At 71.2% G+C, this 23,578-nt stretch carries 21 protein-coding genes; 6 read left to right on the top strand and 15 right to left on the bottom strand.

Annotation, left to right across the window (positions count from 1 at the left end; genetic code table 11):
* Positions 1-21: 21 nt before the first annotated feature.
* On the bottom strand, positions 22-1,248 hold the full coding sequence (locus tag ACZ58N_RS34800; protein ID WP_471168348.1) for an ATP-grasp domain-containing protein: 1,227 nt from the start codon (positions 1,246-1,248) through the stop codon (positions 22-24).
* 279 nt (positions 1,249-1,527) lie between these two features.
* Here ACZ58N_RS34800 and ACZ58N_RS34795 point away from each other — a divergent pair, with 279 nt between their 5' ends.
* Positions 1,528-1,944, top strand: coding sequence for an effector-associated constant component EACC1 (locus ACZ58N_RS34795; RefSeq protein WP_471168346.1), 417 nt, complete (start codon positions 1,528-1,530; stop codon positions 1,942-1,944).
* Positions 1,941-5,828, top strand: a complete 3,888-nt coding sequence (locus tag ACZ58N_RS34790; protein ID WP_471168343.1) for a caspase, EACC1-associated type — start codon at positions 1,941-1,943, stop codon at positions 5,826-5,828. The genes ACZ58N_RS34795 and ACZ58N_RS34790 overlap by 4 nt, the downstream gene beginning before the upstream one ends.
* A gap of 234 nt (positions 5,829-6,062) precedes the next feature.
* On the opposite strand, the gene ACZ58N_RS34785 is transcribed toward ACZ58N_RS34790, so the two are convergent.
* Positions 6,063-7,394 (bottom strand): class I SAM-dependent RNA methyltransferase, encoded by a 1,332-nt coding sequence (locus tag ACZ58N_RS34785; protein WP_471168340.1) that lies wholly within the window; start codon positions 7,392-7,394, stop codon positions 6,063-6,065.
* Between the two features lie 118 nt (positions 7,395-7,512).
* The gene (locus tag ACZ58N_RS34780; RefSeq protein WP_471168338.1) at positions 7,513-9,588 is read right to left on the bottom strand and encodes an APC family permease; all 2,076 of its coding nucleotides are present in this window, start codon (positions 9,586-9,588) and stop codon (positions 7,513-7,515) included.
* A 198-nt stretch (positions 9,589-9,786) separates the two neighbouring features.
* Here ACZ58N_RS34780 and ACZ58N_RS34775 point away from each other — a divergent pair, with 198 nt between their 5' ends.
* Complete coding sequence (locus ACZ58N_RS34775) at positions 9,787-10,455, top strand: potassium channel family protein (protein ID WP_471168335.1); 669 nt, start codon at positions 9,787-9,789, stop codon at positions 10,453-10,455.
* Positions 10,452-11,114, top strand: coding sequence for a potassium channel family protein (locus ACZ58N_RS34770; RefSeq protein ID WP_362878018.1), 663 nt, complete (start codon positions 10,452-10,454; stop codon positions 11,112-11,114). Before ACZ58N_RS34775 ends, ACZ58N_RS34770 begins: the two co-directional genes overlap by 4 nt.
* Before the next feature lie 124 nt (positions 11,115-11,238).
* Here the strand turns inward: ACZ58N_RS34770 and ACZ58N_RS34765 are convergent, their stop codons facing one another.
* The 7 genes from ACZ58N_RS34765 to ACZ58N_RS34735 all read right to left on the bottom strand — a co-directional run bounded on the left by ACZ58N_RS34765 (position 11,239) and on the right by ACZ58N_RS34735 (position 17,902).
* Positions 11,239-11,970, bottom strand: a complete 732-nt coding sequence (locus tag ACZ58N_RS34765; RefSeq protein ID WP_385573227.1) for a DUF3159 domain-containing protein — start codon at positions 11,968-11,970, stop codon at positions 11,239-11,241.
* 2 nt (positions 11,971-11,972) lie between these two features.
* Positions 11,973-12,392 carry an OB-fold nucleic acid binding domain-containing protein gene (locus tag ACZ58N_RS34760; protein ID WP_471168332.1) on the bottom strand — a complete coding sequence of 140 codons (420 nt, stop codon included), beginning with the start codon at positions 12,390-12,392 and terminating at the stop codon, positions 11,973-11,975.
* Between the two features lie 24 nt (positions 12,393-12,416).
* Positions 12,417-13,103 carry a response regulator gene (locus tag ACZ58N_RS34755; RefSeq protein WP_471168330.1) on the bottom strand — a complete coding sequence of 229 codons (687 nt, stop codon included), beginning with the start codon at positions 13,101-13,103 and terminating at the stop codon, positions 12,417-12,419.
* Complete coding sequence (locus tag ACZ58N_RS34750) at positions 13,100-15,769, bottom strand: DUF4118 domain-containing protein (RefSeq protein WP_471168327.1); 2,670 nt, start codon at positions 15,767-15,769, stop codon at positions 13,100-13,102. Before ACZ58N_RS34750 ends, ACZ58N_RS34755 begins: the two co-directional genes overlap by 4 nt.
* Before the next feature lie 219 nt (positions 15,770-15,988).
* A complete protein-coding gene (locus ACZ58N_RS34745; RefSeq protein ID WP_471168326.1) occupies positions 15,989-16,771 on the bottom strand; it encodes a DUF3710 domain-containing protein in 783 nt (260 codons plus the stop codon).
* A 1-nt stretch (position 16,772) separates the two neighbouring features.
* Complete coding sequence (dut, locus tag ACZ58N_RS34740) at positions 16,773-17,318, bottom strand: dUTP diphosphatase (protein ID WP_389701332.1); 546 nt, start codon at positions 17,316-17,318, stop codon at positions 16,773-16,775.
* Complete coding sequence (locus ACZ58N_RS34735) at positions 17,318-17,902, bottom strand: PaaI family thioesterase (RefSeq protein ID WP_389701331.1); 585 nt, start codon at positions 17,900-17,902, stop codon at positions 17,318-17,320. The genes dut and ACZ58N_RS34735 overlap by 1 nt, the downstream gene beginning before the upstream one ends.
* A 58-nt stretch (positions 17,903-17,960) precedes the next feature.
* Here ACZ58N_RS34735 and ACZ58N_RS34730 point away from each other — a divergent pair, with 58 nt between their 5' ends.
* The gene (locus tag ACZ58N_RS34730; protein WP_471168325.1) at positions 17,961-18,431 is read left to right on the top strand and encodes a DUF3093 domain-containing protein; all 471 of its coding nucleotides are present in this window, start codon (positions 17,961-17,963) and stop codon (positions 18,429-18,431) included.
* Positions 18,432-18,461: 30 nt separating this feature from the next.
* On the opposite strand, the gene ACZ58N_RS34725 is transcribed toward ACZ58N_RS34730, so the two are convergent.
* From ACZ58N_RS34725 to ACZ58N_RS34710, 4 genes are all read right to left on the bottom strand, one after another.
* Complete coding sequence (locus tag ACZ58N_RS34725) at positions 18,462-19,394, bottom strand: hypothetical protein (protein WP_471168322.1); 933 nt, start codon at positions 19,392-19,394, stop codon at positions 18,462-18,464.
* Between the two features lie 10 nt (positions 19,395-19,404).
* Positions 19,405-19,701, bottom strand: a complete 297-nt coding sequence (locus ACZ58N_RS34720; RefSeq protein ID WP_249768165.1) for a DUF4193 domain-containing protein — start codon at positions 19,699-19,701, stop codon at positions 19,405-19,407.
* A 383-nt stretch (positions 19,702-20,084) separates the two neighbouring features.
* Complete coding sequence (locus ACZ58N_RS34715) at positions 20,085-21,332, bottom strand: sensor histidine kinase (protein WP_471168318.1); 1,248 nt, start codon at positions 21,330-21,332, stop codon at positions 20,085-20,087.
* Positions 21,333-21,337: 5 nt separating this feature from the next.
* The gene (locus ACZ58N_RS34710) at positions 21,338-21,991 is read right to left on the bottom strand and encodes a response regulator transcription factor (RefSeq protein WP_281206972.1); all 654 of its coding nucleotides are present in this window, start codon (positions 21,989-21,991) and stop codon (positions 21,338-21,340) included.
* Positions 21,992-22,244: 253 nt separating this feature from the next.
* On the opposite strand from ACZ58N_RS34710, the gene ACZ58N_RS34705 reads away from it, so the two are divergent.
* Entirely contained in the window at positions 22,245-22,412 is a 168-nt protein-coding gene (locus ACZ58N_RS34705; protein WP_471168315.1) for a hypothetical protein, read from the top strand.
* Positions 22,413-22,659: 247 nt separating this feature from the next.
* Here ACZ58N_RS34705 and ACZ58N_RS34700 read toward each other — a convergent pair whose 3' ends face one another.
* Positions 22,660-23,463: an inositol monophosphatase family protein gene (locus ACZ58N_RS34700; RefSeq protein WP_471168313.1), complete on the bottom strand. Its 804-nt coding sequence runs from the start codon at positions 23,461-23,463 to the stop codon at positions 22,660-22,662.
* Between the last annotated feature and the right edge of the window lie 115 nt (positions 23,464-23,578).

The raw sequence follows: 23,578 nt of genomic DNA, 5'->3' as shown, positions 1-23,578 counted from the left end.
CGGGGCGGGTGCGGGGTTCGGCTACACGTACTCCAACACGATCGCCGCGTCGACCGCGGCCACCGTCTCCCGCAGCGCCGCGTGGTCGGCGACGGCCCCGTGCACCGTGCCGAGGTGACCCTCCGTACCGGCCCGCCAGCGCAGTTCCCGACCCGCCTCCGCATCCACCTTGACCTGCCAGACCCCCTCCAGCGCGGCGACCTCGTCGAGCCCCCGCACACCGGCGAGGATCTGCCCGCCCTCCGTCGCCGGCGGCGTCACGAAGTACACGAACTCAACCCCGCCGAAGGACGGTTGCGGTACCTCCAACGGCATCCCGAGCGCCGCCCGCAGCGCGGCCCGCAGCAGGTCGAACCGGGCCGACCTCCTCAGCAGCGCGCCGACGTAACCACCCATCCGACCGTTGACCTCGATCAACCGGGGACCGTCGGGCGTCAGCTTGATCTCCACGTGCGTCACCCCGTCGGTGATGCCGAGCCCCCGCAGCGAAGCCTCCGTCAGCGCGTACACCTCCCGCTCCAGCTCCCGCGACAGACAGGCCGGCTGGAACATGCCGGTCTCCCGGAACGGCTCGGCAAGCGGCAACTTGCCCGTCACGCACACATGGGCCACCACCCCGCCCGAACTGACCGACTCCACCGACACGTAGTCCCCGAAGCCCGGCCCGGCCGCCTCCGGGTCCCCGGCCAGGAACTCCTCCACCACGAACTCCGCTCCCCCACCACCCAGGAACCGGCCCGCCCTCTCCATGGCCTGCTCGTGGGTGTCGACCCGGCAGGTGTCCACACTCCCGGCGCCGCTCCGCGGCTTGATCACGGCCGGCAGCCCGACGTCCGCCAAGGCCCGCGGCACCTCCTCCACCGTCCGCACGGCCACGCACCGCGTCGACTGCACCCCGGCCTCGCGCAGCCGCGCCCGCTGCCGTTCCTTGTCGACGAGCCCCTCGACGACCTCCGGGCTGTGGAAGACCAACCCGCACGCCTCGGCCAACTCCGCCGTCCACGCCAACCGGTACTCGCTGAAGGTGGTGATCCCCTCGACGCCCGACTCGGCGACGGCCTTGACCCGTTCCTCCGCGTCCAGCCCGGAGACGTCCAGCACCTCACCCACCTCCGCGAGCCCCGCCGCGACCCCGGGGTCGTCACAAACGAATACGACACCACACAACTTGCGTGCGGAAGCCAGCACTTCGACGGCACTGGCGGACCCACGGTCGAACACGACGGCGATCAACGGAAGTTTGCGCATTGCCCCACGCTACCGGCCCCACCCGCGCCTCCCGAAGCGCTCCGGCACCCCGTGCCCGTTCACCTCGTCCGACCGGAACCGTCCACGACACCGACCACCGTCGAGGACGAGCGGGCGCCGCCTGTACCTGCGCCACTGCGAGGCGACGTGGAACAGCCGGCCCTTTCAGGCCAATCACCAGGGCCTTTTCAGAAATGGCGGGTCCGTTCGCAAGGGCCTTCGGTACGCTCGCCCGTCCGTGTGTACGCCGCACGGAGAAGACGTAGGGGGACGAAGAACGTGACCACCACCGATCCGGCCGCTGCCGGCCACCGCATCAGCGTCGTCGACGAGGACCCGCTGCGTGCCCGTCGGGAGGCGCGCGAACTGCTCGCCGCCCTGGCCGAGGCCGATCCGGGGGCCGCGCTCGACATCCCGCGGCCCCGGCCCCAGGACGGAGCACTCAAAGGCGGCCCGGTCACCGACCTGATCGGGCTGGTCTTCGGCGGTGGCTCGCTCGTCGCCGCCTGCATCCAGGTCTGGTTGGCACGCGCACCGCAGCGGACCGTCATCATCACCCGGGCGGACGGGGCGACGCTGCGCGTCTCCGGCAGGCAGGCCCGGACGGACGGCGAACTGATCGGCAGGTTCCTCGCGGACGACACGACCGGGGCCCCGAACGAGGACGCCGACGAGGCGGGCCCGGCCGCACCGTGAGCGACAACGACCGGTACGCCATGCTGATCGGCGTATCCACGTACGACAGCGACCACTACCACGACCTGCCGCCCGTCCGGGCCGACCTGCACTACATGCGGGCCGTCCTGGAGAGCACCGAGATCGGCATGTACAACGACTGCGCCATGGTCGCCGAGCCGAGCCGAGCCGAAATGCTGTACGCCGTCGAGCAGTTCCTTGAGGAACGGCAGCCCAGCGAGACGGCACTGCTCTACTTCAGCGGGCACGGGCAGTTCTGCGAGTCCGACGGACAGCTGTACTTCCTGACCCGGGACGCCGACCCGGACAACCTGCCCGGCACCGCGGTCCCGGCCGAGTTCCTGGAGCGGATGCTCCAGTCGTGCAGGGCCTCGTCCAAGCTGGTGCTCCTGGACTGCTGCTCCAGCGGGTCCGTCGTCCAGGGATGGACCGCCAAGGGTGGCACGCCGGAGGGTGGACGTCCCACGCCCAGCACACTCCTGCGACCGACCGGCGTGTACTTCATCACCGCCTCCGACGCCCTCCAGGCCGCTTCCGCGATGGCGCCGGAGGGATCCTCCCTCGGTACCTCCCGCTTCACCGGGGAGATCGTGGAGGGCCTGCGGAGCGGGCGGATCAAGGAGGGGGGATGGATCACCCCGGACGATCTCTTCGTCTACCTGACCGCACAGATGGTGCGCAAGGCCGTTCCCGAGGAACAACGACCGACCAAGTCGACGTTCCGGGCCACCCACTCGTTGCCGTTCGCGCGCTCCGTTGCGCGTGCGGTCAGCCTCCCCGCACCTCCCCGATCCGCCCACGACACCGCCGGTCCCGAAGCCTCCCCCACCCTGCTGAAGGCGCGGCGACTGATCGCCCAGGACACCGGGGAGGGCGTCGACCCGCAGCGGCTGCTGCGGTACTACGCGCACTGCCTCGGCGCTCAGGCGGCGTCCGGCCTCCTGCCCGACCGGGACGGCGGTCGGGGCTCCGCGTACTTCCTGCTGGTCCAGGGCCCGGAGACGATCCAGTCCGGGCTGGGGCACTCCTTCCCCGCCCCCGGGCAGTTGCCCCCGCCCGGGGGCGGGGATGCGCGGGCCGGAAGGAACGGTCTCCAGGAGTACTGGTACGGGTATCCCGCCATCACCCTTCCCGAACGCGGCGGGGACAACCGGCGACGGGCAGCGGTGCGGATCGCACCGCTGTTGATCCAGCCGATGGAGCTCACCACCGACGAGGAGGGCCGCGACCTGCTGCGTCCGAGCGGGGTGCCCTCCCTGCACACCGGCGTGATCACCGAGCTGCTCTCCGACGACGAGGCCACCGAGTTGTTGGCCCACTGGCAGCCGAGTTGGCAGGAGGGCAACGGTACCCAGATGGTCAGGGCGGTGCGCGAGCTCCTGAGCGAACTCCACATTCCGGAGCTGGAGCCGCTGGACCTCTCCTCGCTCAGCGAGCGCTCCGTGATGGATTCCCTTCGGCCCGGTGCGCACAACGCCGCCGTGCTGCTGGCGCCTTCCGGTATGGAGCGGGTCGCGACCGAGGGCCTGATCGGCAACCTCCTCGAAATGTCCGGCCGCACCGGCGAGATCGCGGGGACCGCACTGGATGCCCTCCTGACCGGCGCGGACGGCGCGGGCGGGGAAGGCGGGGAAGGTGACGCGGCAGCCGTGACCGTGGTCTCCCCGGGTCCCTGCAACGAGAGCCAGGAGCGGGTGATCTCTTCGGCGATGACCCGCCGTCTCACGGTCGCGACCGGCCCTCCCGGTACGGGCAAGAGCGAGGTGGTCACGGCGGTGGTGACGACGGCCGTCGCCGCCGGGCAGTCCGTACTGGTGGCGTCCACGAACAACGAGGCCGTCAACGTGGTCGCCGAGCGCTGCGACGCGATCTCACCCGGACTGCTGATGCGTACGGGGAACAAGGACGCCCTCGAACGGGAGGCCCAGAAGCTGGCCGACCTGCTGGCCGAGCCGATCGCGACCCCCGCCCGCGCCGCCGCGACCGTGGCCGGTGAACTGCGCAACCGCCACCTGCGTACGGCGGCGCTCCGGGCGGAGGCGGCCGAGCGGATCGACGAGGAGACCCGTCTACTGGAGCTGGTCCGTGAGCGGGCCCGGCGGGCTGACGGGCTCTCCCTGCCCGTAGGGCTGTTGGAAGGGGCCTGGACCGCCGAGGGCCCGGACGCGCTCGCCCGCTGGGAGAACCGCGCCCGAAGGGCCGCGCGGGCCGGCCGACCGACCTTCGGCGGGTGGCGGCGCGGACGGGCCCTCGCCGCCCTGGCGCGCTCTTCCGACGGCGCGCCCGGGGCTGCGTGGCCGGCATGGGCCGCGCAGCGCCCCGCCCCTCCTCAACTGCTGCTCGAACTCGCGGAGACCATGGCGCTGGAGCGGGCCCTGCGGGAGCTCGTACCGGCACATCTGGCGTGGGACGAGGACGCGTTGAAGCAGGACGGACTGGAGAACGCCTCGGCGTCGTCCGCCGTGTCCGGCGAACTGGCGCATTCCGTGGCCTCCGAGGCGATGGTGCGGGGCCGGTCACTGATGAACCAGCGGCTCCAGGCGCTGCGCAGGCGCTCGGGTTTCCAGAAGAGCCAACGCAACCTGATGGCGCACGTGAAGGGGTGGGCCATCAGCACGCACTCCGTACGCCAACTCGAACTCGCCCCGAAGCTCTTCGACCTCGTGGTGATCGACGAGGCGACCCAATGCTCGATCCCGTCGGTGCTGCCGCTGCTCTTCCGGGCGAAGCGGGCCCTGCTCATCGGTGACCCGATGCAACTCGGGCACATTCCCGGGATCAGCCCCGAACAGGAACGGCAGGCCAGGGTCCGGGCGGGTCTGACCGCTGCCCAACTGGAGGACCACCGGCTGACCCATCACGTGTACGCCTCGTACCACGCCGCGGCGCAGCACGGTGAGAACGCCCTGCTGCTCGACGAGCACTACCGGTGCCATCCCCGGATCGCGGACGTGGTCAACGGCTACTGCTACGCGGGCCAGTTGCAGGTCCTCACCGACATCCGCAGGCTGGTCCCGCCGGTCGATCCGGTGGGTGCCGCCGATCCCGTTCCGGTGCTCGGCTGGGTGGACGTGCCGTACGGCGAGTCCGCGACCGGCAGCGACGGCCGTTCCTGGCGCAACCAGTCAGAGGCGGACCAGGTGCGGCGGACGGTCGACGAACTGCTGGCACGGCTGCCCGCCACCGCCACGGTCGGCGTCGTCACTCCCTTCCGCGCGCAGAAGGAAACGCTGGCCAGGATGTGGGCCGGTGACGACCGTGTCCGGGTCGGTACCGTGCACGCCTTCCAGGGCGGCCAGCGCGACGTCATGGTCCTGAGCCCGGTGGCCACGACCAACACGCCTCAGAAGACGACGCATTGGGTGGCGAGCCAGGTCAACCTCTGGAACGTCGCGATCACCCGGGCGAAGTCACAGCTGATCACGGTGGGAAGCCTCGGCTTCTGGCAGGGGCAGGCGGGCCTGCCGGCCCTGCTCGCGGACCGTTCGACGGTGTTGCGCGCGGGTGCCTCCCCCGACCATGACGCGCCGTCCGGTCCCCCGGCGCCGTCCGGATTCCGCGAGGAACTCGCCGACCTCGTCCAAGATCATCTCGGCACCCGTGGCGTCACCGATCTGGAACGCGCGGCGGTGATCGGCGGCCACACGGTGGACCTCCTGTTCACCGTGGACGGCGAGAACACGGCGGTGCTCATCGACACAGGGCCCCTGCCGGGGCAGGACCCGGCCCGGCATCTGCGGCTCACCCACGCCCGAGGTGACCTGCTGATCGGACTGCCGTCCGGCGGCCGGGGCGCCAAACCCGCGCCGGTCGACAGGGTGGTGCGGCTGCCGGCGTGGCGGGTACGGGCCGGGGGGACGATGCTGGACCCCCTCTTCACCTGACCCCACCCCGCAGGGAAGGCCGGCACGTGGCGGCCCGCGTCATGGACGCGTTCCGCCGCCGGCCGTTCACCATCGCCACCGGGCCGCGCTCGGTGTTCCGCGGCCGGCCCTCCGTACCCAGCCGCAACCGACGGCAGGGCCGTCACACTCGGCAGCTCGCGCCGGCGACCGTCCTGACCACGCGCTCTTCGCCCGGAAATGGTTCGAGGAGACCGCAAGCCAAGAGCCGACAGCTCAGGCGCCCTTCGCCACCGGCTCCAGGATCGCCACGCACTCCACGTGGTGCGTCATCGGGAAGAGGTCGAAGACGCGGAGGGTGCGGGGCTTGTAGCCCTGTTCCTTGAAGTAGCCCAAGTCGCGGGCCAGGGCTGCCGGGTCGCAGGCCACGTACGCGATGCGGCGCGGGTTGAGGCCGGCCACCTGGCGGACGGCCTGCTTGCCGGCGCCCGCGCGGGGCGGGTCCAGGACGACCAGGTCGCATTCGGTGATGCCGGTCTTCGGGAGGATCGCGTCGACCTTGCCCTGCTCGATCCGGACCCGGGGGAAGTCCGCCAGGTTGTGGCGGGCGTCCTCGACGGCGCGCTTCGTGGACTCGATGCCGAGGACGGCGCCGGTCTCGCCGAGGCGTTCGGCCAGCGCGCCGGCGAAGATGCCGACGCCGCAGTAGAGGTCGAGGGCCATCTCGCCCTTGCGCGGCATCAGGCCCTGCATGACGGCCTTGATCAGGGTGTCGGCGGCCTGCGGGTGGACCTGCCAGAAGCCACCCATGCCGACGCGGTAGGTGCGGCCGTCGGCGCGCTCGCGCACGAAGGGACGGCCGTGGACGCGGTGGACGCCGCCGTCCTTCTCCTCGACGCGCAGCACCGAGACCGGCTTGTCGAGCTCCACGAGGGGCAGACGGCCGCCGGGGCGGGGGGTGAGGACGACCTGGCGGTCCTGGGAGCCGGTCGCCGCGATCGCCTCCACCGACGCCATCTGGGGCCAGTCCTGCTTCTCGATGCCGAGTTCCGAGACTCCCGGCGCCGCGATCATGCAGTGGTCGACCAGCTCGATGTCGTGCGAGCGGTGCTTGCGCAGGCCCGCGTTGCCGTCGTCGTCGATGGCGAACTGGACGCGGGTGCGCCACTGGGGGACCTGTCCGGCCGGGAGCTTGTCGCCCTCGGCGGGCATGACGGTGCCGTCCCAGCCGGCCTCTTCCGGGGTGAGTCCGGCGAGGCGCAGGAGTTGTTCGGCGACGACCTCGCCCTTGAGGCGGCGCTGGGCGCCCGGCTTGGCGTGCTGCCAGTCGCAGCCGCCGCACTTGCCGGGGCCGGCGTACGGGCAGGGTGCGGCGACGCGGTCCTTGGAGGCGTCGAGAACGGTGATGGCGTCGGCGCGCAGGAAGCGGGAGTCGACGTCGCCCTCGGTGACCTTCGCGATGACCTTCTCGCCGGGCAGCGTGTGGCGGACGAACAGGACCCGGCCGTCCGCGTTGCGCGCGATGCAGTGGCCTCCGTGCGCGACGGGTCCGACCTCGACCTCGAACTCCTCCCCGACCAGTGACTGCTTCTCGTTCTGCTCGGTCATGGTGGGGAGGCTCCAGGAGATCAAGGGAAGGCAAAAGGAAAACGGCCGGACGACCGACCCACCAGTTTACGTGGATCTCGTCCGGCCGTTCACCACGAGCGGGTGGGGACTCGGTGCGCTACTTCCCCGCCGTGTCCTTCGACCGCGGCGGCCGGGGCGTGCGCGGAGGGCGGGGGGTGTCGACCGGTCCGCGGCGGACGGCGCCGGGGGCGTTCCAGTCCTGCCGCTTCTTGGCCCGCCGCTTCGCGAGCTCGGAGGACTCCAGCTGGTACGGCACGGAGGTCACCATCACGCCCGGCGTGAACAGCAGCCGACCCTTGAGCCGGAGCGCGCTCTGGTTGTGCAGGAGGTGCTCGTACCAGCGGCCGACGACGTACTCGGGGATGTAGACGCTGACGGCGTCGCGCGGGTTCTCGCTGCGCAGGCCCTTCACGTACTCGACGACGGGCCGGGTGATCTCGCGGTAGGGCGAGTCGAGGATCTTCAGCGGGACGTTGATGCCGCGCCGGTCCCACTCGGTGCGCAGGGCCTTGGTCTCGACCGGGTCGACGCTGATGCTGAGGGCTTCGAGGGTGTCGGAGCGGGTCAGCTTGGCGAAGGCGAGGGCGCGCAGCGTGGGCTTGTGGACCTTGGACACCAGGACGATGGAGTGGACCCGGGAGGGGCGGACGCTGTCGTCGCTGGGGCCTTCGGCCGCGGCGATCTCGGCGGAGACCCGGTCGTAGTGCTTGCGGATCGCGCTCATCGTTCCGTAGAAGATCACCATGCCCAGCAGGGCGACCCAGGCGCCGTGGGTGAACTTCGTGGCGAGGACGACGACCAGCACCATGCCGGTGAAGAAGGCGCCGAAGGTGTTGATGGCCCGGGAGCGGTGCATCCGGCGGCGGGCGGCGGGGTCGCGTTCGCTGCGCAGGTGGCGGTTCCAGTGCCGGACCATGCCGATCTGGCTCAGCGTGAAGGAGACGAAGACTCCGACGATGTAGAGCTGGATGAGCTTGGTGGAGTCGGCGTCGTAGACCCACACGAGGAGCATGGCGGCGCCCGCGAGGAGGACGATCCCGTTGGAGAAGGCGAGCCGGTCGCCGCGGGTGTGCAGCTGGCGCGGCAGGTACCGGTCCTGGGCGAGGATCGAGCCGAGCAGCGGGAAACCGTTGTAGGCGGTGTTGGCGGCCAGGAAGAGGACGAGCGCCGTGGCCGCGGCGAGCACGATGAAGAGGAAGCTGCCGTTGCCGAAGACGGCCTCGCCGACCTGGGAGATCACCGGGTGCTGGACGTAGTCGGAGCCGACCGGGACGCCGTCCTGGATCAGGTCGGTGGCGGGCTTCTCCGCCATCTTCACGTTCGTGGCCATGGCCAGGCCGATGATGCCGCAGAACATGGTGACGGCCAGGACGCCCATGAGGGCCAGGGTGGTGGCGGCGTTCTTGCTCTTGGGCTTGCGGAAGGCGGGGACGCCGTTGCTGATGGCCTCGACGCCGGTGAGGGCCGCGCAGCCGGAGGAGAAGGCACGCAGCAGCAGGAAGACGAGGGCGAATCCGGCGAGTCCCTGGTGCTCGGGTTTGATCTCCAGGTCGGCCGTGGGTGCCTTCATGGTCTCGTCGAGGACGAGACCGCGGTAGGCGCCGTAAGCGATCATGATGAAGACGGCGCCGACGAAGATGTAGGTCGGAATCGCGAAGAGGTTTCCGGATTCCTTGACTCCGCGCAGATTCATCAGCGTGAGCAGCAGAATCATGACCATCGCCGAGAGCACCTTGTGCTCGATGACGAAATCGACGGCCGAGCCCAGGTTCTCGACTCCGGAGGAGATCGACACGGCCACGGTGAGCACGTAGTCGACGAGCAGGGCGCTCGCCACCGTGAGGCCGGCCTTGGGCCCGAGGTTGGTGTTGGCGACCTCGTAGTCACCACCGCCGCTGGGGTACGCGTGGACGTTCTGCCGGTACGAGGCGACCACGGTGAACATCAGGACGACGACGGCGGCCGCGATCCAGGGGCTGAAGTGGTACGCCGACACACCCGCGATCGACAGGACCAGCAGCACCTCACCCGGGGCATATGCCACGGAGGAGAGCGGGTCGGATGCGAACACGGGCAGGGCGATCCGCTTGGGGAGGAGCGTTTCCCCGAGGCGGTCGCTGCGCAGCGCCCGGCCGATCAGGATCCGTTTGGGCACGTCGGTCAGTTTGGACACGCAGAGGATCGTAAGCGTTCGAAATCGGGCTGACGAACCCCCCGCCCGTTCTCGGGGCAATGAGGCACCGCCTGGACCCCAAATGGTCACACTGGTGACCGCCCGTGTGTAGCTTGGGCCATGGTCTGAGACCCTGTTTAGCCAGAGCATGCAATGAGGCTGGAAACCAGCGAGTCGCTGTCAGCCGGAAGGACGGCCGTGCACATCGTCATCATGGGCTGCGGAAGAGTGGGCTCCGCCCTCGCGCAGACCCTGGAACAGCAGGGGCATACGGTCGCTGTCGTCGACCAGGACCCCACCGCATTCCGTCGGCTCGGAGCATCGTTCGGCGGTCGTCGCGTCACCGGTGTCGGCTTCGACCAGGACACGCTGCGAGAGGCCGGGATCGAGGACGCCGGAGCCTTCGCGGCCGTCAGCAGCGGTGACAATTCCAACATCATCGCCGCGCGCGTGGCCCGTGAGATGTTCGGCGTCGAGAACGTCGCCGCCCGCATCTACGACCCCAAGCGCGCCGAGGTGTACCAGCGGCTCGGCATCCCCACCGTCGCGACCGTGCGGTGGACCGCCGACCAGATGCTCCGGCGGCTGCTGCCGTCGGGCGCCGAGCCCCTGTGGCGCGACCCGAGCGGCGGTGTGCAGCTCGCCGAGGTGCACACCTCCACCGCCTGGATCGGTCACAAGGTGAGCCGGCTCCAGGACGAGACCGGCGTCCGCGTCGCGTTCCTCACCCGCTTGGGCGAGGCGATGCTGCCGACTTCACAGACCGTCCTCCAGGAGGGCGACCTCGTCCACGTGATGATGCGCACGGACGAGATCGACAAGGTGGAGGCGGCCTTCGCCGAGGGGCCTGAGGAGGCACACGCATGAGGGTCGCGATCGCCGGAGCCGGCGCCGTGGGCCGCTCCATCGCGGGCGAGCTGCTGGAGAACGGCCACGAGGTCCTCCTCGTGGACAAGGCGCCGACCGCCATCTCGGTGGAGCGGGTGCCGCAGGCGGAGTGGCTGCTGGCCGACGCCTGCGAGATCACCTCGCTCGACGAGGCCGCCCTGCAGCGCTGCAACGTGGTCATCGCCGCCACCGGTGACGACAAGGTCAACCTCGTCGTCTCCCTGCTCGCGAAAACCGAGTACGGGGTCCCCCGGGTCGTGGCGCGCGTCAACAACCCGAAGAACGAGTGGCTCTTCAACGAGTCCTGGGGCGTCGACGTCGCCGTCTCCACGCCCCGCCTGATGTCCGCGCTCGTCGAGGAGGCCGTCAGCGTCGGCGACCTGGTGCGGCTGCTGCGCTTCAGCCACGGCGACGCCAACCTGGTCGAGCTGACCCTGCCGCCCGACTCCTCGGTCGCCGGCACCCAGATCGGCGAGATCACCTGGCCCGAGGACACCTCGCTCGTCACGATCATCCGCGGCAACCGCGTCCTCACCCCGCACGGCGAGGAGACCCTGGAGCCCGGCGACGAACTGCTGTTCGTGGCGGCCCAGGCACGCGAGGAGCAGCTGGAGGACCTCCTCCAGGCCCGGAACTAGCGCCCGGAACCAGCGCCGGGAACCAGCGCCGGGAGCCGGTGCCCGGAACCGGTACGCCGAAGGGGCGGAGCGGCCGTCAGGCTGCTCCGCCCCTTCGGCGTACTTCCGCCGCCCGGCCCGGAGGTCAGACCCCGCGCTCGCGCGCGGCGGCCTTGGCGGCCTTCTCGGCCGCCTCCTGGGCCTCGTACTCGGCGATGACGTCGATCGGCGCCGGGGCGTTCGCCAGGAACAGCCACGTGAAGTACACGGCCAGCACCATCGGCGGGAGCTTGAGCGCGATGAGCACCCAGCCCAGCTGGGTCGCGTCGCCCCACCAGTACAGCGGGAAGAGGATCGCGTACTTGGCGAGGAAGATCAGGCCCCAGGCCAGACTGGCCTTCGTGTACGCCTTCTTGCGCCCGGGGTTGCGGGTGCGCCAGGACAGGTTCTCCTTGAACACCGGTCCGAGCACCACGCCGAGCAGCGGGAAGCCGAGCAGCGCGGAGACGGTGAACGCGACGCCCAGTCCGGCGCCGTAGATCATGCCGGGCAGGTAGAAGCCCTTGGCGTCGCCGGTGAAGAGGGCGAAGGCCACGCCCACGCCGACGCCGAAGACACCGCTGAACGCGTGCTTGACGGTGTCCTTGCGCAGCAGCCGCACGATCACGAGGAGGACGGCGACCGCGCCCGCCGCGATGGCGGACGACTTCACGTCCTTGTTGATCGTGTAGATCATGACGAACAGCAGGCCGGGGAGCATCGTCTCCACGGTCCCGCGGATGCCGCCGAAGGCGTCGAACAGCGCCGCCTGCGTCACGGCCTTCTGGTCGTCCCCCACCGGGCCCTCGGGCGTGGTGGGTTTGTCGAGTGACGTCACCGTCAGTGCTCCTGTCCGAGCGGTCGGAGTTCGTACTTCGGGTTGAAGAGCACCCGGCGCCCATGACTCATCGAGATCCGCCCGGAGGCGATCATGCGCCGCCCGGGCTCGATTCCCACGATCGAGCGACGGCCGAGCCACACCACGTCCAGCGCGGCCGAGCCGTCGAACAGTTCCGCTTCCAGTGCGGGTACGCCCGCGCGCGGCCGCAGGGTGACGGTCCGCAGGGTGCCGGTCACCTTGACTATTTGGCGGTCGTGGCAGTCGCAGATCCGCGTACACCCCGCGGCTTCTGCGTCCTCCTGCAGTTCCGCCGAATGCAGCTCCTCCTGGGAGGTGGAAAGCCGCTCCATCATCCGGCGGAACCGGCCCGCCGGCTTCGCCGGCTTCTGGGGCTTGTCTGGACGCGGTTCAGCACTCATACAGGAAGCGTACCGGCGCCCCCGCTACCTCTCGAAGCGGTATCCCATGCCCGGTTCGGTGATGAAGTGCCGCGGGTGCGAGGGGTCCGCCTCCAGCTTGCGGCGCAGCTGCGCCATGTAGACCCGCAGGTAGTTGGTCTCCGTGCCGTAGGAGGGCCCCCAGACCTCCTGGAGGAGCTGCTTCTGGCTGACCAGCTTGCCGCCGTTGCGCACCAGCACCTCCAGCAGGTGCCACTCGGTGGGGGTGAGGCGCACGTCGCGCCCCGCGCGGACCGCCTTCTTCGCGGCGAGGTCCACGGTGAACCCCTCGGTCTCCACGACCACCTCGTCCCCGCCCGCGCCGGCCGCGGGCTCGGCCCGGCGGACGGCGGCGCGGAGCCGGGCCAGCAGCTCGTCCATGCCGAAGGGCTTGGTGACGTAGTCGTCGGCGCCCGCGTCCAACGCCTCGACCTTCTCGTCGGAGGTGTGACGGGCGGAGAGGACGAGGATCGGCACCCGGGTCCAGCCGCGCAGCCCCTTGATCACCTCGATGCCGTCCATGTCGGGCAGCCCCAGGTCGAGGACGACCACGTCGGGGTGGCGGGCGGCCGCGAGCTCAAGGGCTCCCGCGCCGTCGGAGGCCGCGTCGACCTCGTACCGGCGCGCCTTGAGGTTGATCACGAGGGCTCGGACGATCTGCGGTTCGTCGTCCACCACGAGCACCCGGGTCATTGAGGTCCTGCTTTCTGTCGTTCGGGGTGTGCTGCTGCCGTGTCCACGCGTTCGGGGTGTGCTGCCGTGTCCGCGCGCGGGGCTCCGGCGCCGGTTCCGTCTCCGGTTCCGTCTCCGGTTCCGTCTCCGGCCCGCCCCGCCGGGGCGTCCGGCGGCGGCCGGTCCCGGCCGGCCGCGCGCAGGGTGAGCACCATGGTGAGTCCTCCGCCGGGGGTGTCCTCGGCGGCGAGGCTGCCGCCCATGGCCTCGGCGAACCCCCGGGCGACCGCGAGGCCGAGGCCCACTCCGGCGCCGCGGGGGGCGTCCCCGTACCGCTGGAAGGGGGCGAAGATGCGGTCCTTGGCCTCGTCGGGGACCCCGCGCCCGCGGTCGACGACCCGCACCTCGACCCGGTCGCCGAGGAAACTGGCGGCGACGAGCACGGGCTGCCCCGCCGGGCTGTACTTGACGGCGTTCTCGACCACGTTGGCCACGGTGCGTTCCAGCAGCCCGGGGTCCACCGCCACCATGGGCAGGGTCTCGGGCACGTCGAGCAGCACGCTGTCCTCCGGTACGCCGCCCAACGCCATCGGGACCACCTCGTCGAGATCGATCTCCCGGATCAGGGGGGTAACCGTCCCCGTCTGGAGCCGGGACATGTCGAGCAGGTTGCCCACCAGGTGGTCGAGCCGGTCGGCGCCGTCCTCGATCCCCTCAAGGAGTTCCGCCCGGTCCTCCTCGGACCACTCCACGTCGTCGGAGCGCAGGGAACTGACGGAGGCCTTGATGGAGGCGAGTGGTGTGCGCAGGTCGTGGCTGACGGCGGCGAGCAGCGCGGTCCTGATCCGGTTCCCCTCGGCCAGCCTGCGGGCCTCCTCGGCCTCGCCGACCAGCCGCTGGCGGTCCAGTACGACGGCGGCCTGGGCGGCGAAGGCGCCGAGCACGCGGCGGTCCTCGGCGGGCAGGACCCGCCCGGACAGGGCGAGTGCCATGTGGTCGCCGATCGGCATGTCGACGTCGGCGTCCTCGGGCCGGGCCGCCGGGTTGGGGCCGACGCTACCGGCCCGGGTCCAGGGTTCGACGTCGCCCTGCCGCTCCAGGAGGGCGACGGACTCCATCGCGAAGGTCTCGCGCACCCGCTCCAGCAGCGCGCCCAGGGCGGTCTCGCCGCGCAGCACGCTCCCGGCGAGGAAGGACAGGATCTCGGACTCGGCGCGCAGCCGGGCGGCCTGGTGCGTGCGGCGGGCGGCGAGGTCGACCACGGAGGCGACGGACACGGCGACCCCGAAGAAGACCGCGATGGCCATGATGTTCCGGGGGTCCGAGACGGTGAGCCGGTGCAGCGGCGGGGCGAAGAACCAGTTCAGCAGCAGCGAGCCGATCGCGGCGGACGCGAGGGCCGGCCACAGGCCGCCGAGCAGCGCGGACGCCACCGTCAGCGCCAGGAACAGCAGCATGTCGTTGGCGAGGCCGGGATCGGCGTCGATGTGCGTGAGGAGGAGGCACAGCAGGACCGGGCAGAGCGCCCCGACCAGCCATCCGGCCACTATGCGGGGCCGGCCGAGGCGGGCGGCCGAGCGGGCCACGGGCAGTCCGCGCCCCTTGGCGACCTCCTCGTGGGTGACGATGTGGACGTCCAGGTCGGGACCGGAGTCGCGGGCGACGGTGGCGCCGACCCCGGGACCGAGGACGTACTGCCAGGCCTTGCGGCGGCTGGAGCCGAGGACGATCTGGGTGGCGTTGACCCCGCGGGCGAAGGCGAGGAGGTCCGCGGGGATGTTGTCCCCGATCACATGGTGAAACGTTCCACCCAGGTCTTCGACCAGGGTCCGTTGGACCGCGAGTTCCTTCGGGGAGGCCGAGGTCAGGCCGTCGCTGCGGGCGATGTAGACGGCGAGGATCTCGCTGCCGGAGCCCTTCGCCGCCATCCGGGAGGCGCGACGGATCAGGGTACGGCCCTCCGGTCCGCCGGTGAGACCGACGACGATCCGCTCGCGCGCCTGCCAGGTGGAGCGGATGTCGTGCTCGCCCCGGTACTGCTGGAGGTACTCGTCGGCCCGGTCGGCCACCCACAGCAGCGCGACCTCGCGCAGCGCGGTGAGGTTGCCCGGGCGGAAGTAGTTGGACAGGGCCGCGTCGACCTTGTCGGACTTGTATATGTTCCCGTGCGCCATCCGCCGGCGCAGAGCCTGCGGGGACATGTCGACGAGCTCGACCTGGTCGGCCCGCCGCACCACCTCGTCCGGTACGGTCTCCCGCTGCCGGACACCCGTGATCGACTCGACGACGTCCCCGAGCGACTCCAGGTGCTGGATGTTCACCGTGGACACCACGTCGATGCCGGCCCGCAGGAGTTCCTCCACGTCCTGCCAGCGCTTGGCGTTGCGGGAACCGGGCACGTTGGTGTGGGCCAGTTCGTCCACCAGCGCCACGGCCGGGCGGCGGGCGAGCAGCGCGTCCACGTCCATCTCCGTGAAGGCGGCGCCCCGGTGCACCAGCTCCCCGCGCGGGACCTGTTCGAGGCCGTGCAGCATGACCTCGGTGCGTGGTCGCCCGTGGTGTTCGACGAAGCCGACGACGCAGTCACCGCCGCGTTCCACCCGGCGGTGTCCCTCCGAGAGCATGGCGTACGTCTTGCCCACACCGGGCGCCGCGCCGAGATAGATCCTTAGCGTGCCGCGTCCCATGCGCTCATTCTCGGGGACTTCCACGTGGTTCACGCACCGATGGGCCGCCGTCCGCCCATCCCTGACGCATCCCTGACGCGGGCGCGCCCCCTCGCGCGGGCCGGCCACGGCCTGCGGCGACCCGCGCCGCCGGAGGGGCGGACCGCCGCGAACGCGCGCGGGCGGGCCCCGCCCCCGGAGGAACGCGACCCGCCCGTCGTCGGCGGACTGCTCGTGGGATCAGCGGACCTCGGTGATCTCCGGGCCGCGCTCCAGCTGGCCCATGCCGCCGGAGAAGCGGGAGCCCTCCTGGTCCTCGGCCGTCTGCACGCCGTCCGGCACCATCTGGGCGTCGTTCGGCAGCTTCAGGACGATGGGGTCGCGGGGGGCCATGGGGCCGTCGCCGCGCAGCACGACGGTGTCCCGGAAGATCTGCTCCAGCACGCCGGCCGACTCGGGGCGCACCGCGCCCTGGCCGGAAATGACACCGCGCAGGAACCAGCGGGGACCGTCGACGCCGATGAAGCGCACCAGCTGGGCGCCGGTCTGGCCGTCCGGCAGGGGTACGGGCACCTGGGCCCGCAGTTCCCAGCCGAGGGGGCCCTGGACCTCGTCGATGATGCCGCCCTGCTGGGTGATGCCCGTGGCGATCTCGTCACGGACCTCGCCCCAGATGCCCTCCTTCTTGGGGGCTGCGAAGGCCTGCAGCTGCACCGCGCTGTCCCCGAGGACCACGGTGGCGGCCACGATCGCGTCACCGGCGACCTCGACGCGCAGTTCCATGCCCTCGACGCCGGGCACGAGGATGCCGCCCAGGTCGACGCGGCCGTCGGTCGGTTCGCCGAGCACCTCGGCGACGTCCCAGGGGCCGTCGGGCCGGGGGGCCGGGGGCAGGTTCATCCTGCGCGGCTTGGCGGAGTCGAGCTCGCCCGCGTCGTCCGGCTCATCGGCGCGCACGCCGTCGACCTGCTCGGCCGCGCCGCCGTCCTTGACGGAGTCGTTCTTCTTGCGACGTCCGAACACGTCACTGTCCTTCCCGGTCGGTTACGACCGAAGCGTAGCCATTCCCACCCTGCTGACCAGCGCCGGATCCGGCCACGGCCGCATGACCGCCGGTGGAGCCGAACCCCCCGTCGGCCCGGGCCGAGCCGGGAAGCTCCTCCACCTCGTGGAAGCGCACCTTCTCGACCCGCTGGACAACCAGCTGGGCAATGCGGTCGAAACGCTCGAACCTGACGCTCTCGCGAGGGTCGAGATTGACCACGATCACCTTGATTTCCCCACGGTACCCGGCATCCACCGTCCCCGGGGCATTCACGAGCGCGAGCCCGCAGCGGGCGGCCAGGCCGGAGCGGGGGTGGACGAACGCGGCGTACCCGTCGGGCAGGGCGATGGAGACACCGGTGGGCAGCACGGCCCGCTCCCCGGGCTCCAGTTCCGCGGCCACGGTGGTGACCAGGTCGCAGCCGGCGTCGCCGGGGTGACCGTAGGCGGGCAGGGGCACCTCGGGGTCGACGCGGCGGATCAGCACGTCGACGTCATGGCGGGGCGCATGGGTGTTCTGGGACATCAGGGGTTCACCTCGAAGGCGCGGGTGCGCCTGACCTGGTCCGGGTCGGCCATCGCCGCCCGGATCTCCTCGGGTCGACCGTTGTCGATGAAGTGGTCGACCTTCACTTCGATGAAGAGGGCGTCCGCGCGGACCGCGACCGGGCCCTGCGGGCCGCCGATCCGGCCCACGGCCGTGGAGTAGATCTTGCGCCCGGCCACGGCGGTGACCTCGGCCTCCAGATACAGCACGGTGTCCACGGGGACGGGCCGCAGGAAGTCGGTCTCCAACCGGCCGGTCACGGCTATGAGCCGCAGCAGCCAGTTCAGGGAGCCCAGCGTCTCGTCGAGCGCGGTGGCCAGGACGCCGCCGTGGGCGAGTCCGGGGGCTCCCTGATGAGCGGGGCGGACGGTGAACTCGGCGGTGACGCGCACGCCCTCGCCGGCGCGCGCCTCCAGGTGGAGGCCGTGCGGCTGTCCGCCGCCGCACCCGAAACAGTGTTCGTAGTGCGCGCCGAGGAGTTCGCCGGGTGCCGGCGCGTCGGGGTGCCGGACCGGTGCGGCGGCATCCGCCGGGGGCGTCAACGCTGTGTTTCGTCCACTCACAGCCGCAGACCTTACCCGCGCGGCTACCCGCCGGTCGCCTCGTGGCAGGCTTGCCCGTATGCAGCTCTCCTCCGCGCACCACGACGAACGCCTGTCCGCCCCCCGCTCCTGGTGGGGCATCGTCGTGCTGGCGGGCATCGCGTGCGCGCTGATGCTCTTCCCGCTCGGGACGACGCCCCTGCTCGTGGGGCTGATCGGCGGCTCGGCGCTGACGGGACTGCTGGTGAGTCAGTACGGCTCCGCCCGCGTGCGCGTGGTGAACGGTGCGCTGGCGGCGGGCACCGCCCGGATCCCGGTGACGGCCCTGGGCGAGCCCGAGGTCCTGGAGGCGGAGGAAGCCCGCGCCTGGCGCACGTACAAAGCCGACACCCGCGCGTTCATGCTGATGCGCAGCTACGTCCCCACGGCGGTCCGCGTCGAGGTCACGGACCCGACGGACCCGACCCCGTACGTCTACGTCTCCACCCGCGAGCCGCAGGCCCTGTCCGCGGCGATCCGCGCGGCGAAGGAGACCCCTGCGGGGGTCTGAGGGGGCGGGCCGGCGCCCTCCGGGGCGGCCTCAGTCGTCGCCGCGTGCCGGGGGGCCTTCGAGTGCGATCCTGGCGGCCTCGGGAAGGGGCTCAGTGGGCCGCTCCAGGGGCGGCAGGGCCGTGAGGGCACTCCAGGGCACGGCGCGGCCGCGCAGGTCCCCACGCACCTTCTCGGCGAGTTTCCTGGTGTCCTTGCGGTTCATGACGGCGCCGACGGCGGCGCCCACCATGAAGGGCATCAGGTTCGGCAGGTTGCGGAACATCCGCTTCATGATCTGTTGGCGCAGTTCGCGCTTCATCTGACCGCCGAGCGCCACGTTCAGCGTGGTCGGCTTGGTCAGGTCGACCCCGCGCTCCTCCGTCCACGACGTGAGGTAGGCGAGGCTGCGGTCCTTCAGGTTCCCCGGGGGGCGGAGTCCGTAGACCTCGTGGAGTTCGGCGATGAGCTTCAGCTCGATCACCGCCACGCCCGTGATCTCCGCGGCCAGTTCCGCCGGCATCGCGGGCGGAACCGGCAGCATCGCCGCGGCCCCGATGCCCGCGCCCACGGTGGACGTGGCGTTGGCGGCCCCGGCGATCAGCTTGTCGGCGAGCTGATCGGGACCCATACCCGGGAACTGCGCGCGCAGTGTCGCGAGGTCCCGTACCGGAACGCGCGGTGCGTTCTCGATGACCCGGTCCGCGATGTACAGGGCGACGGCCTTCGCGCTCTCGCCGCCCCTGCGTACACCGTTCTTGACGGCTTGCACCGGACGCACCCCGGAGACGCGTCGGGGCTTGTCGCCGACGTCCGTGTCCGACGGCACCGCGGGGGCGGTGTCGCTGGGCACGGCAGTCCTCTCGATGGCCGAGCCGCCGGAGGCCCCAGGACCCGTTTCCGGGTCCGTGGCTGCCGCCTGCGTCTCCGCCTGACCACCCGATTTACGAAAGCGTCGCTTCCGAAATGGCGTCGAGCCCGTCACGGCCGAGGCCTCAGTCGCAGTCGCGGCAGATCGGCTGACCGTTCTTCTCGCGCGCCAGCTGGCTGCGGTGGTGCACCAGGAAGCAGCTCATGCAGGTGAACTCATCGGCCTGCTTGGGAAGGACCCGGACGGCCAGTTCCTCGTTGGAAAGGTCCGCGCCGGGCAGTTCGAGGCTCTCGGCCCCGTCGAAGTCGTCGACGTCGACGCTGGACGAGGACTTCTCGCTGCGCCGGGCCTTCAGCTCCTCAATGCTGTCGTTGTCGACGTCGTCGTCGGTCTTGCGTGGGGTGTCGTAGTCCGTTGCCATTTTTTCGCTCTCCCCCTCTGGGATTTAGCGGTGTCTCAGCGCACGTAACGCGCGAGAGGCCGGACTTGTGCCCGACCTGAGGCGGAGATTTTGCCTCACATCAAGGTCTGTTACTCAATCGACACCCAGCCGCACGCCCGAAGGGCTTGTAGCTGGGATGACGACCGGGACCGTACACGGTCCGGGGGCCGTCTTGCACAAACGCCACCCCGTGTATTTCCCGCCATCAGGGGGGCCGGAAACCCGGACTTCCCGGGCTTTCCGGCCGCCCAGGGGTCACTGAACGCACATGACCCGACACTCGACAATGTGATCGATCACACAACTCCCATCCATCATCCCTCCAGTCCGTTCCGCTCACAGCGAACGCGACCCCGAGTGGATCAAAGGGGCAACGTGACACGCATCACCAGGCCACCGCCCTCGCGGGGCGTCGCCTGGATGCGCCCGCCGTGAGCGCGCGCCACGGAGCGCGCGATCGACAGACCCAGCCCCACACCCTTGTCGCTGCCCGTTCGCTCCGTACGCAGCCGCCTGAAGGGCTCGAAGAGGTTGTCCACCTCGTACGCGGGAACAACGGGACCCGTGTTCGATACCAGGAGCACCGCCTGGCCGTGCTGCGCCTCGGTCGTGACCTCCACCCAACCGCCCTCCGCGACGTTGTAGCGGACGGCGTTCTGCACCAGGTTGAGGGCGATCCGCTCCAACAGGACGCCGTTGCCCTGCACCACCGCGAGCGCGCGCTCGCCACGGATCTCCACGCCCTTCGCCTGGGCCTCCCCGCGCGCCTGGTCGATGGCGCGCGAGGCGACCTCCGCCAGGTCCACGGGCTTGCGCTCGACGATCTGGTTCTCGCTGCGGGCCAGCAGCAGCAGGCCCTCGACCAGTTGCTCGCTCCGCTCGTTGGTGGCCAGCAGCGTCTTGCCCAGCTGCTGGAGTTCCACCGGCGCCCCGGGATCCGAGAGGTGCACCTCCAGCAGCGTCCGGTTGATGGCCAGCGGGGTCCTCAACTCGTGCGAGGCGTTGGCCACGAAGCGCTGCTGCGCCGTGAAGGCCCGCTCCAGGCGGTCGAGCATCTCGTCGAAGGTGTCGGCGAGCTCCTTCAGCTCGTCGTCCGGCCCGTCCAGCTCGATCCGCCGGGTCAGGTCGGAACCGACGACCCGACGGGCGGTACGGGTGATCTTGCCCAGCGGCGACAGCACCCGGCCGGCCATCGCGTAGCCGAAGGCGAAGGCGATGATGCTGAGGCCCAGCAGAGCCATCAGCGACCGGCTCAGCAGGTCGTCCAGCGCGTGCCGGCGCTGTTCGAGGATGCACTTGCCGATGGCGGCGTTGAACTGGTCGAAGGACTGGTCGATGCCCACCACGCCCGGGCAGGTGCTGCTGGAGACCTCGACCTTCTGCCCGCCGACGATCTTGAACGGGAGCGCGTTGCCCTCCCGCAGGGCCTGTGCGGCCAACAGGTAGATGATCGACAGCAGCAGGATGCCCGCGATGAGGAACATGCCGCCGTACAGCAGCGTGAGCCGTATCCGGATGGTCGGGCGCAGCCACGGGAAGGGACCCTCGGGCTGGCCGGGGTCCCAGGTCGGTTTCGGTGGCGCCGCCGGTGGCGCCGGGGTCGCTGCCATCCGCGTCAGATCCGGTATCCCGAACCGGGGACGGTCACGATGACCGGCGGCTCGCCGAGCTTGCGTCGCAGGGTCATGACGGTCACCCGGACCACGTTGGTGAAGGGGTCGGTGTTCTCGTCCCAGGCCTTCTCCAGGAGCTGCTCGGCGGACACCACGGTCCCCTCGCTGCGCATGAGGACCTCCAACACCGCGAACTCCTTGGGCGCCAGCTGCACTTCCCGGCCGTCGCGGAACACCTCGCGCCGGTTCGGGTCGAGCTTGATGCCGGCCCGCTCCAGTACGGGCGGCAGGGCGACCGTCGTGCGCCGTCCGAGGGCGCGCACGCGGGCGGTCAGCTCGGTGAAGGCGAAGGGCTTGGGCAGGTAGTCGTCGGCGCCGAGCTCCAGTCCCTCGACCCGGTCGCTGACGTCCCCGGAGGCGGTCAGCATGAGCACCCTGGTGGGCATGCCCAGCTCGACGATCTTGCGGCAGACGTCGTCGCCGTGCACCAGCGGAAGGTCCCGGTCGAGCACGACGACGTCGTAGTCGTTCACCCCGACGCGCTCCAGGGCGGCGGCGCCGTCGTACACGACGTCCACGGCCATGGCCTCCCGGCGCAGGCCGGTGGCCACCGCATCGGCGAGCAGCTGCTCGTCCTCGACGACGAGTACGCGCACGTCGTTTCCTTCCTTCGAGCCCAGGAGGGCACACGTGTATGGCCCGCCCATCCTGCCGGTTTCTTCCGTAAACCGGCTGTAAGGCGCCCTTGCGGGCCCGCGGGGGGCGGAGTGGACGTGAGGATTCCCTCGTCCTACGAGGTTTCTGTGCCCAGGGTGCCGGGGAGGACGTCACCACACCCCAACCATTCCTTGACGGCGGATTGACACGCGCTCATCCGTCGCCGACCCACGAAGAGGGGGCGCACCCATCATGGACGCATTCAGCGCGGGTCTCCTGCAGCGCATCAGGAACACCCAGTCGGACCTCAGCAAGGCCCGGGAGACGGGCGACGACCACCTCGCGGACGTGGAACAGGCCGAACTGGAAGATCTCCAGCGGCTCGCGGCGGAGCACGGCGTCGCCGTCACGGCGGCCTGACCCCCGCAGCACCCCACCCCGGGGCATCCGCCCCACGGACCACGGAACCCCGCACGACCTCAGTTCCGCACCACCGCATCACCGCTCCACCGCAGTACGCACCGACGAGAGCCGCAGCACCGCAGCACCTCCTGACCCGGAGCTTCCGGCCCCGGCCGCCACATTCGGCGGCCGGGGCCGACTCGTTCCCCGATGCGGTCCGGGTCGGCCCGTCGCGCGGTCCGGGGACGTCCCGCCGCCCGGTACGTCAGTCGTGCCAGGCCCCGGCCTCCTCCAGCAGCGGCTGGAGCGAGGCGAAGACGGCCGGCGTGGCCACCAGTGCCAGTTCCCCGGAGGCCCGTTCGCCCGGCCGGCCCCCGCTGAGGGCGCCCGCCTCGCGGGCGATCAGGTCACCCGCCGCCAGGTCCCAGGGGTTCAGCCCGCGCTCGTAGTGCCCGTCCAGGCGTCCGGCGGCGACGTCGCACAGGTCCAGGGCCGCCGAGCCGCCCCGGCGGATGTCGCGCACCAGCGGGATGATGCGCGCCGCGACCTCGGCCTGGTGGGCCCGTCGGGCCTGGACGTAGCCGAAGCCGGTCCCGATCAGCGCCTGGTCCAGCGGTGCGGCGGCCCGGCAGGCCAGCCGGGTCGTGCCCAGCCGGGCACCGCCGCCGAGTACGGCGTGGTACGTCTCCCCGCGCATCGGCGCCTCCACGACGCCCACCACGGTCTCGCCCCGGTACTCGGCCGCGATGGACACGCCCCAGCTGGGCAGCCCGTAGAGGTAGTTCACGGTGCCGTCGAGCGGGTCGATGACCCACCGCACCCCGCTGGTGCCGGGGCTGTCGGCGCCCTCCTCGCCCAGCAGCCCGTCCGCGGGCCTGCGCTCCGCGAGGATGCCGGTGATCAGCTTCTCGGCCGCGATGTCCATCTCGGTCACCACGTCGATCGGGCTGCTCTTGGTGGCGGCCACCGACAGGTCCGCCGGGCGGCCGTCCCGCAGGAGCGCCCCGGCCCGCCGGGCCGCCTCCAGGCCCACGTCCAGCAGTTCTGCCTTGAGCTCTTCGGAAATCAACGTTTCTCCCCTAGGCGTAAGGACTGTCGGCGCCGGCGGCCGCCGGTCGTGGTGCGCGGGCGGGGCAGCAGCCCACGGCGCACAGGTCGTGGGCGGGTCCGAGCAGGCCGAGTGC

The sequence above is a fragment of the Streptomyces sp. NPDC040432 genome, from assembly GCF_055595445.1.
This window is presented reverse-complemented; position numbering and strand designations above follow the sequence as displayed.

Excerpts from the sequence above, each read along its gene's own strand:
- ACZ58N_RS34715 (WP_471168318.1), bottom strand. The coding sequence starts at position 21,332 with ATGGCAGCGACCCCGGCGCCACCGGCGGCGCCACCGAAACCGACCTGG.
- ACZ58N_RS34705 (WP_471168315.1), top strand. The coding sequence starts at position 22,245 with ATGGACGCATTCAGCGCGGGTCTCCTGCAGCGCATCAGGAACACCCAG.
- dut (WP_389701332.1), bottom strand. The coding sequence starts at position 17,318 with ATGTCCCAGAACACCCATGCGCCCCGCCATGACGTCGACGTGCTGATC.
- ACZ58N_RS34720 (WP_249768165.1), bottom strand. The coding sequence starts at position 19,701 with ATGGCAACGGACTACGACACCCCACGCAAGACCGACGACGACGTCGAC.
- ACZ58N_RS34800 (WP_471168348.1), bottom strand. The coding sequence starts at position 1,248 with ATGCGCAAACTTCCGTTGATCGCCGTCGTGTTCGACCGTGGGTCCGCC.
- ACZ58N_RS34770 (WP_362878018.1), top strand. The coding sequence starts at position 10,452 with ATGAGGGTCGCGATCGCCGGAGCCGGCGCCGTGGGCCGCTCCATCGCG.
- ACZ58N_RS34785 (WP_471168340.1), bottom strand. The coding sequence starts at position 7,394 with ATGACCGAGCAGAACGAGAAGCAGTCACTGGTCGGGGAGGAGTTCGAG.
- ACZ58N_RS34755 (WP_471168330.1), bottom strand. The coding sequence starts at position 13,103 with ATGACCCGGGTGCTCGTGGTGGACGACGAACCGCAGATCGTCCGAGCC.
- ACZ58N_RS34750 (WP_471168327.1), bottom strand. The coding sequence starts at position 15,769 with ATGGGACGCGGCACGCTAAGGATCTATCTCGGCGCGGCGCCCGGTGTG.
- ACZ58N_RS34760 (WP_471168332.1), bottom strand. The coding sequence starts at position 12,392 with ATGAGTGCTGAACCGCGTCCAGACAAGCCCCAGAAGCCGGCGAAGCCG.
- ACZ58N_RS34730 (WP_471168325.1), top strand. The coding sequence starts at position 17,961 with ATGCAGCTCTCCTCCGCGCACCACGACGAACGCCTGTCCGCCCCCCGC.